At 35.3% G+C, this 12062-nt stretch carries 13 protein-coding genes; 6 read left to right on the forward strand and 7 right to left on the reverse strand.

Features of this window, described 5'->3' with window-relative positions; all coding sequences use genetic code 11:
* Nucleotides 1–281: 281 nt before the first annotated feature.
* From LOK41_RS24610 to LOK41_RS24620, 3 genes are all read right to left on the reverse strand, one after another.
* Nucleotides 282–980 carry a pirin family protein gene (locus tag LOK41_RS24610; RefSeq protein ID WP_241818709.1) on the reverse strand — a complete coding sequence of 233 codons (699 nt, stop codon included), beginning with the start codon at nt 978–980 and terminating at the stop codon, nt 282–284.
* A 49-nt stretch (nt 981–1029) separates the two neighbouring features.
* Nucleotides 1030–1440 (reverse strand): MarR family winged helix-turn-helix transcriptional regulator, encoded by a 411-nt coding sequence (locus LOK41_RS24615; protein WP_241818710.1) that lies wholly within the window; start codon nt 1438–1440, stop codon nt 1030–1032.
* A gap of 114 nt (nt 1441–1554) precedes the next feature.
* A complete protein-coding gene (locus LOK41_RS24620) occupies nt 1555–1989 on the reverse strand; it encodes a DUF3920 family protein (RefSeq protein WP_241818711.1) in 435 nt (144 codons plus the stop codon).
* Between the two features lie 212 nt (nt 1990–2201).
* On the opposite strand from LOK41_RS24620, the gene LOK41_RS24625 reads away from it, so the two are divergent.
* Both LOK41_RS24625 and LOK41_RS24630 read left to right on the forward strand, forming a co-directional pair.
* Nucleotides 2202–2639 carry a Dps family protein gene (locus LOK41_RS24625; RefSeq protein WP_241818712.1) on the forward strand — a complete coding sequence of 146 codons (438 nt, stop codon included), beginning with the start codon at nt 2202–2204 and terminating at the stop codon, nt 2637–2639.
* 370 nt (nt 2640–3009) lie between these two features.
* Nucleotides 3010–3207, forward strand: coding sequence for a hypothetical protein (locus tag LOK41_RS24630; RefSeq protein WP_241818713.1), 198 nt, complete (start codon nt 3010–3012; stop codon nt 3205–3207).
* A gap of 19 nt (nt 3208–3226) precedes the next feature.
* Here LOK41_RS24630 and LOK41_RS24635 read toward each other — a convergent pair whose 3' ends face one another.
* Nucleotides 3227–3805, reverse strand: coding sequence for an LOG family protein (locus tag LOK41_RS24635; protein WP_277818752.1), 579 nt, complete (start codon nt 3803–3805; stop codon nt 3227–3229).
* 73 nt (nt 3806–3878) lie between these two features.
* On the opposite strand from LOK41_RS24635, the gene LOK41_RS24640 reads away from it, so the two are divergent.
* The 3 genes from LOK41_RS24640 (at nt 3879) to LOK41_RS24650 (ending at nt 6255) form a co-directional block, all read left to right on the forward strand.
* Nucleotides 3879–4193 carry a MazG-like family protein gene (locus LOK41_RS24640; RefSeq protein ID WP_241818714.1) on the forward strand — a complete coding sequence of 105 codons (315 nt, stop codon included), beginning with the start codon at nt 3879–3881 and terminating at the stop codon, nt 4191–4193.
* Nucleotides 4194–4406: 213 nt separating this feature from the next.
* Nucleotides 4407–4913, forward strand: coding sequence for a ferritin (locus LOK41_RS24645; protein WP_000953326.1), 507 nt, complete (start codon nt 4407–4409; stop codon nt 4911–4913).
* Nucleotides 4914–5085: 172 nt separating this feature from the next.
* The gene (locus tag LOK41_RS24650) at nt 5086–6255 is read left to right on the forward strand and encodes a DUF418 domain-containing protein (RefSeq protein ID WP_241818715.1); all 1170 of its coding nucleotides are present in this window, start codon (nt 5086–5088) and stop codon (nt 6253–6255) included.
* Between the two features lie 42 nt (nt 6256–6297).
* On the opposite strand, the gene LOK41_RS24655 is transcribed toward LOK41_RS24650, so the two are convergent.
* The 3 genes from LOK41_RS24655 to LOK41_RS24665 all read right to left on the reverse strand — a co-directional run bounded on the left by LOK41_RS24655 (nt 6298) and on the right by LOK41_RS24665 (nt 11084).
* Entirely contained in the window at nt 6298–7479 is a 1182-nt protein-coding gene (locus tag LOK41_RS24655; RefSeq protein ID WP_241818716.1) for a NupC/NupG family nucleoside CNT transporter, read from the reverse strand.
* A 676-nt stretch (nt 7480–8155) separates the two neighbouring features.
* The gene (locus tag LOK41_RS24660; RefSeq protein ID WP_241818717.1) at nt 8156–9337 is read right to left on the reverse strand and encodes a NupC/NupG family nucleoside CNT transporter; all 1182 of its coding nucleotides are present in this window, start codon (nt 9335–9337) and stop codon (nt 8156–8158) included.
* A gap of 319 nt (nt 9338–9656) precedes the next feature.
* Nucleotides 9657–11084, reverse strand: a complete 1428-nt coding sequence (locus LOK41_RS24665; protein WP_241818718.1) for an alanine/glycine:cation symporter family protein — start codon at nt 11082–11084, stop codon at nt 9657–9659.
* Nucleotides 11085–11399: 315 nt separating this feature from the next.
* Between LOK41_RS24665 and LOK41_RS24670 the strand changes: the two genes are divergently transcribed.
* Nucleotides 11400–12038: an NAD(P)-dependent oxidoreductase gene (locus LOK41_RS24670; RefSeq protein WP_241818719.1), complete on the forward strand. Its 639-nt coding sequence runs from the start codon at nt 11400–11402 to the stop codon at nt 12036–12038.
* The last annotated feature ends 24 nt before the right edge of the window (nt 12039–12062 follow it).

Below are 12062 nucleotides of genomic sequence, written 5' to 3' on the forward strand. Positions count from 1 at the left end.
TTCCTCCTGTTCATCAAACTACAGCACAAAACAATCACATATTTTCTACCTGCTATCGTTTCAACAATATTTGCTGTCCTCTTCTACGCTCAGTTTCTGTTCAATAACGGGCTAAATGAATTTGTTCTCGCTATTTTCTTTATCGGTACCGCATTAGCAAATCTATTTTTCATTCTAGTCTTAAAAGTATTCAAGATGCTTCGTGTGAGACATTAAGAAAACACAAAAAGAGATAGCGCATTATTTTCATTGCGCTATCTCTTTTTTATTTATATTGCCTCTTATTGTTTTTTCATCTCAATTGCTAAATAATGTGATTGTTCTGTTGCTTGAATACGAATATCTTCTTCAACTGCTTCTGCTGCATCACGCATGACAAGCGTCTCACCATTTACTACGCTGCTTCCCTCAATTTGTACAAGATACACTTGGCGTCCTTCACTAACAGGGAAACTAATTTCTTTTCCTGCTTCTAACAATAGAGAGTATAGATTTGCATCTTGGTGAATCGCAATTGGTGCACCGCCGTCAACTGGAGACACCATATGGAACCATGTATTTTCACGCTTGTTCCAATCAAATTTAAACTCACCATAGTTTGGCGTATGACCAGCACGATCTGGTAAAATCCAAATTTGTAATAGACGTAACGTCTCATTTCCTAAATTATGTTCACTATGAAAGACACCTGTACCAGCGCTCATATACTGTACATGTCCACGCTCAATTGTACCGCGATTTCCCATGCTATCTTGGTGTGTTAACTCACCATCTACAACATAAGAAATAATCTCCATATCACGATGTGGATGCATATCAAACCCTGTTTGTGCTGCTACTAAATCATCATTAATAACACGAAGTGCTCCGAAGTGCATATTATCTGGATTATAATAATCTGCAAATGAAAAATGAAAATGTGTATTTAACCACCCATGATTCGCTCTTCCCATATTTTTATGATCAATTTTTTTAAACATATCCTTCACCTCATATTATCTCGAATTCGAGATATTTATTTGAAATTTTTTATTGTAACTTTCTCAGTAATTCTAATAATTGTTTCTGTTCATTTTGATCTAATTTATTAAATTGTTCCGCTTGAAACGTTTCTTGGGGCGGGACAGTTTCTCCATATAAAACTTTCCCAGCTTCTGTTAACGAAAGATATTTCGTAGTCCCTTCTTGTTCTCGCTTAATCCACCCTAGTTGCTCCATCTTATTTAAAAGCTGCGTGATGTTCCCTTTTGTAACAAATAACTTTTTCCCAAGCTCCTGCTGTGTTAATCGATTATGTCCACCGATTTGAGCTAACACATCAAACTGAGCAGCAGATAAACCCCACTCTTTCAAATGTTGATTTGTCTCGCGAACGCTTCTGTTATAAAAACGTGATAAACGGAACCATAATAATAGTCCAAGTCTTTCTTCTGCTTTCATTCCATCACCTCGCTTGCTTGATATACATAGTTTAGAACTAAACTTTATAATTGTCAAATACTTTATTTTAGTAAGTTAAAAACAAAAAGATAGTGATGTTCCCACCACTATACGTTAGTTTATATTCCTTCTCATATATTCATTCATTTTACGTTCAGCAAATGCCCTAGCATCCCTTTCAATCCAACGTGCCTCATATACTTCTTTTTCTATATACAATACATTGTTTTCATGCTGCATCGAATGCCGAAACTCATGCAGTAAAGTTTTGAGCACTTGTTCATACTGTTCCCACATGCAAACAAAAATCATTTGTCTTTCTTTATGATAAAAACCGTTTAAAGGAAATAAAAACTCTTCTTCTTCTTCTCCTAATTTTACAAGCACATCATTTGTATCACACGTATCGCAAAAAATAACCGGAATTTCACGCTGCTCAATAAGTGAAAATACATCATTTTTCACCTGCTGAATATCCCATGGAAACTCTGAATCCAGCACGTACCAATTCCCAGCTTGCTGATATACGTTTTGAAACTGGAGTTCCATTGACCTCCATTCTCCTTTCTAAAATCCCTTTTCCTATACATATGCCACAATACGATAAAAAATAAACACATATTGCAATATCACATTACACCTAGTTCAAAAAATGTTCAAAAATACTGTTTGGAAAAGGTTGATTTATATCAATTACTAGATTATAATAATTATAAATTAGTAAACGATACAATATAATAACTCAAAAGGAGATTGATCATATGAACACACAAGTAATCAAAGTATTAAACAAACAAGTAGCAGACTGGAACGTATTATTTACAAAACTACACAACTTCCATTGGTATGTAAAAGGACCTCAATTCTTTACACTACATGAGAAATTTGAACAATTTTATACAGAAGCAGCTGGACACATCGATGAAATTGCAGAGCGTATTTTAGCAATTGGCGGCAAACCAGTAGCGACAATGAAAGAATACTTAGAACTATCTTCTATTCAAGAAGCAGCTTACGGAGAAACTGCAGAAGGGATGGTAGAAGCGATTATGAAGGACTACGAAATGATGTTAGTTGAATTGAAAAAAGGCATGGAAATCGCACAAGATGCTGACGACGAAATGACATCTGACTTACTACTTGGCATCTACATAGAATTAGAAAAACACGCTTGGATGCTACGCGCATTCTTAAACTAAAAGCGAAAGCGGCTCGCTAACTAAATCTCCCAATTCATTTTGGGGGATTTAGTTATTTACTGCCATATTTCAATAATTTTTATGTTAAAATATAGAAAATACAGTCTAGTCTAAACAACTATTCATCATTTAGGTATATATCCATTTTGATTTGCTGACATCTACATTGCGGCTCTGAAAACAAAAAGGGATTTCCACTCGCTTTCTACATTTGTTTTCATTCGGCATGGAGCTAAAAAAGGGTCTGACCGCTACTATGCATGGCCGAACGCTCTCTCCCACCTAGAAAGATTAGGTTTTATATCAACTTTTCAATGTGGATTTATATAAAGTATTCTAGTATCACCATCAAATGACGGGAGTGGTTCAGTTGAAAGACTATTTGATTCGAGCATTTTTCGCCTTACTAACTGTTGGAATTGCTTTAGGTATAGCAAATATTTTCAATCTGACCGTAGACACAAGAAGTTATCCTTTCCTCATTGTCCTTGCCATCGCTGGTGGTTGGAGCGGTTGGTACTTATATAAGAAACAAAATAATAAAACTGATAAAGGCATTCCGAAATAATATGGAATGCCTTTTTTTATTATGATAACTGCTTCCACTTATTCCCCATAACAGGTCGTTTATAATCTTGCATTTTCTGAATCAATTCATCAGCAGTAGTTGCTGAAACAATTAACTCTTTATTCGATGGATTCATAAATCCTTCTTCTGCTGCGCGATCAACCATTTGCAAAATTGGCTCATAAAACCCTTTAATATTTAATAAGCCAACTGGTTTATCATGAATCCCAATTTGTGACCAGCATACTACTTCAAACAATTCTTCAAATGTTCCATAGCCACCCGGCAGCGCGATAAATGCATCTGCTAGCTCTCCCATTTTCGCTTTACGTTCATGCATTGTCTCCACTTCAATTAATTCTGTTAATCCTTCATGAACAATTTCTCCGCGAAATAACCCGCGAGGCATAACACCTGTGACACGACCACCTAAACGAAGCACTTCATTGGCTACTTCTCCCATTAAACCGACACATGAACCGCCATATACTAATTCATAATTATTTTGAACAAGTACCTCTCCAAGCTTAATTGCTTGCTCCTTAAACTCAGATCTCTCTCCTAGATTAGAACCTGCAAACACACAAACCTTTCTCATACCTACACCCCAAAACTATATATTGTTATGATACAATGAATATTGTACAACATATTGAGGGGATGAGAAAGAAATGAATATAGCTGAATTTCAAAGATGGGTCGAGGATTTTTACGAAAAACGAAGCTGGTCACAATATAACTCTTTTATTCGCTTAAATTTCTTAGTGGAAGAAGTAGGCGAAGTTTCACGCGTTGTGCGCGCGATTGAAATTGGACGTGATCGCCCAGATGAGCAGGAAAAACAAGAAGAAGAATTGAAAATAGAGTTAAAAGAAGAACTTGGGGATGTACTTGCTAATCTTATTATTCTTTCTCAAAAATATGATTTAGACTTACAAGATATTATGGAGGCACATGCAGAAAAACTTTCCAAACGTTTCCAATAAAGTGAAACTTCCATCAGTGAGGATTTTTCCCTCCTCACTGATGGTTAGTTAAACCAATCGGGCTTTTACGGGCGGTTTCCCTCCTAACCGTCTCCTTCTTTTTCACTGAATATTGAGATAGGAGTATTACTGCCCGTTAATGCGGGAGAAACTAAATGAGAATCTTATCATTCATGATATAATATTACCGATATTATACAAGGGAGGATTTTTATGTTATCTACAAAATTACACGATGCACTAAATGATCAAATGAACTTTGAATTTTACTCTGCCCATGTTTATATGGCAATGGCGGCTTACTGCACGGCAGAAAGCTATGATGGATTTGCAAACTTTTTCCTTGTACAAGCAGAAGAAGAACGTTTCCACGCAATGAAGCTTTACAATTATATTAATGACCGCGGAGAGCGCGCGATTATTACTGGATTTGAAAATCCAAACAATGACTACGAGTCCGTTTTAAGTGCATTTGAAATTGCATTAGAACACGAACGCGAAGTAACAAAACGTATTTATAACTTATCTGATATTGCATGGGACGAGCGTGAACACGCTACAATTACTTTCTTGAAATGGTTCGTTGATGAACAAGTTGAAGAAGAAGCTTCTTTCGATAGCATCATTCAGAAACTAAAACGTATTACAAGCGATTCTAACGCTTTATTTATGCTAGATGCGGAATTAGAAAAACGTACGTTTACTCCTCCAGCTGAGTAATGACCTTATCACCTTAACGAATTTGTTAGGGTGATTTTTATTTTCTAATCTCTCCCTCTTACCTTAACATCGGATTAAAATCAGCTTAAATCTTCACTTATTCTACATAGGACTACTATTATAAATGGTATTATTTTCAATATAGAGTGCAAGCGGGAGGGCGATTATCTCAATGAAACAACGTGTAGAAGCAATCGATGCCGTTCGTGGTTTTGCTTTATTCGGTATTTTACTTGTTAATATGACATTAATTCAATTTGGAATGTTTAGCGGTGAACAACCTACTTATGTATTCGGAAAGATCGATGAAGGAGCCAATCGGTTTATTGAATTTTTTGGTACACACAACTTCATTTCCCTATTCTCTTTTCTATTTGGTCTTAGTATTATTCTGCTGCAAAAGAGCATTCTCGCAAAAGAAAAACGTTTCTTTCCGGTTTATATACGACGAATTATCATTTTACTAATTCTTGGATATATTCACGGTATATTTATTTGGAGTGGAGACATTTTATTTGCATATGGGATTGTAGGGATTTTCTTAATGATGTTTATCAATCGAAAACCAAAAACATTGCTTATTTGGGCCTTTATCTTACTAGCATTTACTATGTTTATTTCTTACCCATTTGAGTCCAATGCAAATGTAGAGGATTTTTCCTCCTACATTGGAAAAGAACAAACAGTCCACAAAACCGGGAGTTATACAGACCATATAAAATTCCGCCTATACGAAAATCCATTCGAAGATATTGGAATCACTGGATTTTCTGGGGGATTTCTCCTGACCTTTTTGATGATCATTCTAATGGCTCCGCTATTCTTACTAGGGATGTATGTCGGGAAAAAAGGGTGGCTGTTTGAAATAGATAAACATGTGTCTTCCCTCAAAAAGCTTTGGTTCATCAGTGGTATTTTTTCTTTCTCAGTAAAAATTTTAGCATTATTAACACAGCAACCGATCCTCATTATGCTAAAAGACAGTGTTTCACCATTAGGCATGGCCCTTTTTTACGGAAGCTCAATTATTCTCTTATTCCATTACAAAAAGGCATTACGCTTACTTGAGTATGTGGCTAATATGGGTAAAATGTCAGTTAGTAACTATTTAGCACAGACTATCATTGCTACTACGATTTTTTATGCGTACGGTTTCGGATTATATGGAAAAATCGGTTACTTCTTTGGCATTGTATTGACGATTGGAATTTATAGCTTTCAATTATACGCTAGTACCTATTGGTTACAAAGATATCGCATAGGTCCAGTTGAATATGTATGGAGACTTGGCACTTATTTAAAAAGGCCTGCCTTTAAGCGAAAATTAAAGAAAGTAAGTTAAATAAAAAAAGCAATGAGCATAAGCTCATTGCTTTTCCTATTTTTAAAGCATAACCCCAACGATAACCGCTGATAATATACTTACTAACGTTGCACCATACACAAGTTTTAATCCGAAAGAAGATACAACATTCGCTTGTTTTCCATCGATACTCTTCGTTGCACCTGCGATAATTCCGATAGATGAGAAGTTTGCAAATGATACAAGGAAGATTGATAAAATACCTACTGTACGAGCTGATAAATCACCAGCTACTTTTCCTAAATCAAGCATCGCAACAAATTCGTTCGTTACTAGTTTTGTTGCCATAATTTGTCCTGCTTGTAGCATTTCTGATGCTGGAATACCTAGAACAAATGCCAATGGTGAGAATACATATCCTAAAATGCTTTGGAATGTAATGCCGAAAATAGAATCAAATACACCGTTAATTGCTGTAATCAATGCAACGAATCCGATTAACATCGCCGCTACTGTTACTGCAATCGAGAACCCAAGCATGATGTACTCGCCTAACATTTCGAAGAACGTTTGCTTCTTATCTTCTTGTAATTCTAAAATGTCCTCTTCTTCACTAATATCATAAGGATTAATGATATGAACAATAATGAATCCGCTAAATAAGTTTAATACAAGTGCTGTTACTACATACTTTGGATCAATCATCTTCATATAAGAACCGACGATTGACATTGATACTGTTGACATAGAAGATGCACAAAGTGTATATAAACGATTTTTTGGTAACTTACTTAATTGGTCTTTTACTGTAATAAACACTTCACCTTGACCAACGATTGCTGCTGCTACTGCATTATATGATTCTAATCTCCCTAGACCATTCACTTTACTTAATACGAAACCGACTGCTTTAATAATAATCGGTAAAACTTTAATGTGTTGCAAAATACCAATTAATACCGCTAAGAAGATAATTGGTAATAATACCGTTAAGAAAAATGGTGCTTGTCCATCATTTGCTAAACCACCAAATACGAAATTAACCCCTGCTTCTGCATATTTTAAAATGGCACCAAAACCATCTGAAATTCCTTTTACTAATACAAATCCAATCTTTGTATTTAATAAGAAGTATGCCAATGCTAATTGAATAACAAGCATAATTGCGATTGGTTTATACTTAATTTTCTTACGATCTGAACTTACAAGGAAACCTAGTACAAATACAACAAGTAAACCAACTAGAAACATAACTAGTTTCATATGTGAATCCTCCACTTCCATGAGTTATTGGTCGTCCAACGAATGACGTCTGACCATTGATATTAAAAAATAAGAACCCTTAAAATACTATTTACTTTAAACTGTAACCTAAAACCAGTAAGCGTTTACATAAATTGCAATTTATAATTGGTAGCCTCTTCTTCTCTACTCGATTTAAAGTATGAAACTGATACCACCCATAAACAGATTGTAAGCGTTATCCAAATGAAATGCAATATAATTTTTCAAAGAAATTATATGTTAATTTATCCCTTTCCTCTCTCTCGATGCCATGTATTTTTTGTCGTCATTTGTCGAAATGACGATATCCTTTGTCGAATCGCTGATATATTTTAATTTGCGCCGATATATGCTGAGAAATAGTCGATATATTTGAAAAATCGCTGATAAAGTGAAACTTTAATCAGTGGGGGTTTTCTTCATCCCCCACTGATTATTAGTTGAACCAATCGGGCTTTTACGGACAGTTGATCCCCCACCTATCTTCCTCGTTTCTCTCTGAATATTGAGGTGGGGGTCTTACTGTCCGTTAATGCGGGATAAAATTTCATTTACTATTTTCCCACCTCAGCACACTCGCCATCTCAATGTATTTCTTCTTATCATCTTCTCCATACAAAAAAGCAGTAAGCTCGTGCTCACTGCTTTTTCATTTCTATAACATAACTCCAACAATAATTGCTGATAAAATACTTACTAACGTTGCACCATATACAAGTCTTAGCCCGAATGAAGACACAACATTTGATTGATTTTCATCAATCCCTTTCGTTGCACCTGCGATAATTCCAATAGATGAGAAGTTCGCAAATGATACAAGGAATACGGATAGAATCCCAACTGTACGAGCTGATAATTCTCCTCCTACTTTTCCAAGGTCCAGCATCGCAACAAATTCGTTTGATACTAATTTTGTCGCCATAATTTGTCCTGCTGTTACCATCTCTGCTTGTGGGATGCCCATTACAAATGCTAATGGTGAGAAGATGTATCCTAAAATAGCTTGGAATGTAATACCGAATACAGAATCAAACAAACTGTTAATCGCTGTAATTAATGCTACGAAACCAAGTAACATAGCTGCTACTGTTACCGCAATTGTAAATCCAAGCATAATATATTCGCTAAGCATTTCGAAGAATGATTGCTTTTGTTTGTTTTCTAACTTAAGTGTATCCTCTTCTTCCGTAATATCATACGGGTTAATAATATGAATGATGATGAAACCACTAAATAAATTTAATACAAGTGCTGTTACTACATATTTTGGATCAATCATTTTCATATAAGAACCAACGATTGACATCGATACCGTTGACATTGAAGATGCACAAAGCGTATATAAACGATGTTTCGGAATCTTGCTTAATTGATCTTTTACTGTAATAAATACTTCTGCCTGACCAACGATTGCCGCTGCTACTGCATTATATGATTCTAGTTTTCCTAGACCATTTACTTTACTTAACAGGGTACCAATTGAACGAATAAATATCGGTAAAATTTTAAAGTGTTGTAGAATTCCAATTAATACGGCAAAGAAAACGATTGGTAATAATGCTGTTAAGAAGAATGAAACCTCTCCTTTATTAACAAGACCACCAAATACGAAAACGATTCCAGATTCCGCATATGCAAGCAATGCTCCAAATCCGTCAGAAATTCCTTTCACCAAAATATAACCAATTTGTGTATTTAATAAGAAATACGATAATGCCAACTGAATAGCAAGCATAACCACAATCGGCTTATACTTAATTTTCTTTCGATCCGCACTTATAAGAAAACCGAGTATAAATACAACGAATAATCCTACAAGAAACATAACAAATTTCATATATAAAATCCTCCATTTAAACCTTATTCAACGCTTTAGAAAATTATTTAACGTTGAACGTCTGACCATATTAAACAAGAAATAATCCGAACTTTCACCTAACACGTAAAAATATGTATATTATCGTTTAAAATCGTTTTATCTCTTATCTGGAAAGACCTTATCCATTCTAACACAAATTCTAATTCACATCCTCATATTTCCGGAAAAAGTTACATTTTCTCTGAAAATCTCTATTAATGTTCGTCTTTTCTCCTCCTTGATTTTACTCATCAAAAAACGAGCATCAAGTTTGACTTGATGCTCGTTTCCCATTTCATTATACAGCTTTTTCTTTTTCTACTACTGGCTTGTCCCAGCACTCTGTATTTGTTAAACCTGGAATAGAATCTGCACTGAAGACTGGATCTTTTCCTTGTTTCTTTTGCTTTACATAGTCTGCCAACGCAGCATATGCGAATCGGCCAAGAAGTGTAATCGCAATTAAGTTTGTGATTACCATTAGACCCATAAATAAATCTGCCATATTCCATACGGCTTGAAGCGTCGCAACAGAACCGAATAGCACCATTCCAACTACCGCAATACGGTAGATTGTTAACCAAGTTTTACTTTGTTTAATGAATTCAATATTCGTTTCACCATAATAATAGTTTCCTAGAAGTGAACTGAAAGCAAATAAGAAAATAATGATTGCTAAGAAGCTACTTGCCCACGAACCGATTTGTGAACTTAGCGCCATTTGTGTTAATTCAATACCTTCTAAATTCGTTGCCTTATATGCACCAGAACATAGTACGATAAATGCTGTTGATGTACATACTAAGAATGTATCTACTAAAACTCCGATTGTTTGAATAAACCCTTGTTTCGCTGGATGCGTTACATCTGCTGTTGCTGCAGCGTTTGGTGCACTACCCATACCTGCTTCGTTCGCAAATAATCCACGCTGAATACCATATTTCATTGCCGCACCAATACCGCCGCCTACAGCTGAATCTAAACCAAATGCGCCTTTAAAGATTTCTGTAAATACATCTGGTAGTAAATAGAAGTTTTTAATAACAACGAAAATAGCTACTGCAATATAAAGAATTGCCATTGGCGGAACAATCATTTCTGACATACGTGCAATGCTTTTAACACCGCCAAAAATAATAACCGCGACTAATACAGCTAATACAATTCCAACAACATAACGTTCTATACCGAATGCATTTTTAAATGCTAACGTAACTGTATTTGCTTGTACTGAGTTGAAAATTAAACCATAACTAATTGTGATAAGAATAGAGAACCAAATCCCCATCCAACGTTTATTTAAACCTTTTTCCATATAATAAGCAGGGCCACCACGGAATCCACTGCCATCTTTTATTTTATAAATTTGTGCCAGTGTACTTTCTACGAAACTGGAAGATGCCCCAATAATTGCGATTACCCACATCCAAAATACTGCGCCGGGTCCTCCCATAGAAATCGCTAACGCTACACCAGCTAAGTTACCAATCCCAATACGAGCTGCTGAACTCATACAGAAAGCTTGGAAAGAAGATACGCTGCCCTTTTTACGTGTCTTTCCAGTTAATCCGTCACTCATCAATCGTACCATTTCCCCTAAATGGCTAATTTGTACAAATTTTAATTTGATAGAAAAATAAAGCCCTAGGCCTATTAACATTGCAATCAAAATATATGACCAAAGAATAGTATTGGTTGATGAAATAAACTGTTCTAAAATGTTCATCCTATTAATCCCCTCCCATTTTTCTTCACAAATTGAATTATATTCAAAAAATATTCAAAAATCAACATTTTTCGACAGGATATTGCTTCCATATGTTAGGTTTCCTTACATAGAAATGTTATATGGAAGAAAATATAACTCATTATTTTTAGAAACGCACATACTATACGAAGAAATATTTTTCATAGATAAAGAAATTGACAAAAAACAAACCTGTAACTATAATAGTTACAACTAGTGGTTGCAAACCTACTTAAAAGACATTCATTCATTTTTAAGATATACACTTATAACAATTATTTGGAGGGATTCCTTATGAAAATCGGAATTATCGGAGCAAGCGGAAAAGCTGGAAGTCGTATTTTAAAAGAGGCACTTGATCGCGGTCATGAAGTTACTGCGATCGTAAGAAATGCAGCAAAAATTACAGAAGATAATGTAAAAGTTTTAGAAAAAGATGTTTTCGATCTTACTGCTAATGATTTACAAGCATTTGATGTAGTCGTGAACGCATTTGGCGCTCCAGCAGGCAAAGAACATCTTCATGTAGATGCAGGAAACGTATTAATTGAAGCAATGAAAGGTGCACCTAACACAAAATTACTTGTTGTTGGAGGTGCTGGAAGCTTATTTGTTGATGAAGCAAAAGCAACACGTGTATTTGACACACCAGGTTTCCCGAAAGAATACCTTGCAACGGCTCAAAACCAAGGTAAAAACTTAGAAATCTTACAACAAACAAATGATATCACTTGGACATTCATTAGCCCTTCTGCCCTATTCGCATTAGGAAAACGAACTGGTTCTTACAAAGCAGGTAAAGATCACCTTCTTGTTAACGAAAAAGGCGATAGCTATGTAAGTTACGAAGATTTCGCTGTAGCCGCACTTGATGAAATCGAAAATCCAAAACATGTGAACGAACGCTTTACAGTTGTTTCTGAAGCTGAGTAATAATAAAAAAAGTGCTGGCAAACG

The sequence above is a fragment of the Bacillus sp. TL12 genome (assembly GCF_022625245.1).
Classification (GTDB): domain Bacteria; phylum Bacillota; class Bacilli; order Bacillales; family Bacillaceae_G; genus Bacillus_A.

Bases quoted from the DNA above. Each gene is read 5' to 3' on its own strand.
- LOK41_RS24610 (WP_241818709.1), bottom strand. From the start codon at position 980: ATGTTTAAAAAAATTGATCATAAAAATATGGGAAGAGCGAATCATGGG.
- LOK41_RS24615 (WP_241818710.1), bottom strand. From the start codon at position 1,440: ATGAAAGCAGAAGAAAGACTTGGACTATTATTATGGTTCCGTTTATCA.
- LOK41_RS24620 (WP_241818711.1), bottom strand. From the start codon at position 1,989: ATGGAACTCCAGTTTCAAAACGTATATCAGCAAGCTGGGAATTGGTAC.
- LOK41_RS24625 (WP_241818712.1), top strand. From the start codon at position 2,202: ATGAACACACAAGTAATCAAAGTATTAAACAAACAAGTAGCAGACTGG.
- LOK41_RS24635 (WP_277818752.1), bottom strand. From the start codon at position 3,805: ATGAGAAAGGTTTGTGTGTTTGCAGGTTCTAATCTAGGAGAGAGATCT.
- LOK41_RS24640 (WP_241818714.1), top strand. From the start codon at position 3,879: ATGAATATAGCTGAATTTCAAAGATGGGTCGAGGATTTTTACGAAAAA.
- LOK41_RS24645 (WP_000953326.1), top strand. From the start codon at position 4,407: ATGTTATCTACAAAATTACACGATGCACTAAATGATCAAATGAACTTT.
- LOK41_RS24650 (WP_241818715.1), top strand. From the start codon at position 5,086: ATGAAACAACGTGTAGAAGCAATCGATGCCGTTCGTGGTTTTGCTTTA.
- LOK41_RS24655 (WP_241818716.1), bottom strand. From the start codon at position 7,479: ATGAAACTAGTTATGTTTCTAGTTGGTTTACTTGTTGTATTTGTACTA.
- LOK41_RS24660 (WP_241818717.1), bottom strand. From the start codon at position 9,337: ATGAAATTTGTTATGTTTCTTGTAGGATTATTCGTTGTATTTATACTC.
- LOK41_RS24665 (WP_241818718.1), bottom strand. From the start codon at position 11,084: ATGAACATTTTAGAACAGTTTATTTCATCAACCAATACTATTCTTTGG.
- LOK41_RS24670 (WP_241818719.1), top strand. From the start codon at position 11,400: ATGAAAATCGGAATTATCGGAGCAAGCGGAAAAGCTGGAAGTCGTATT.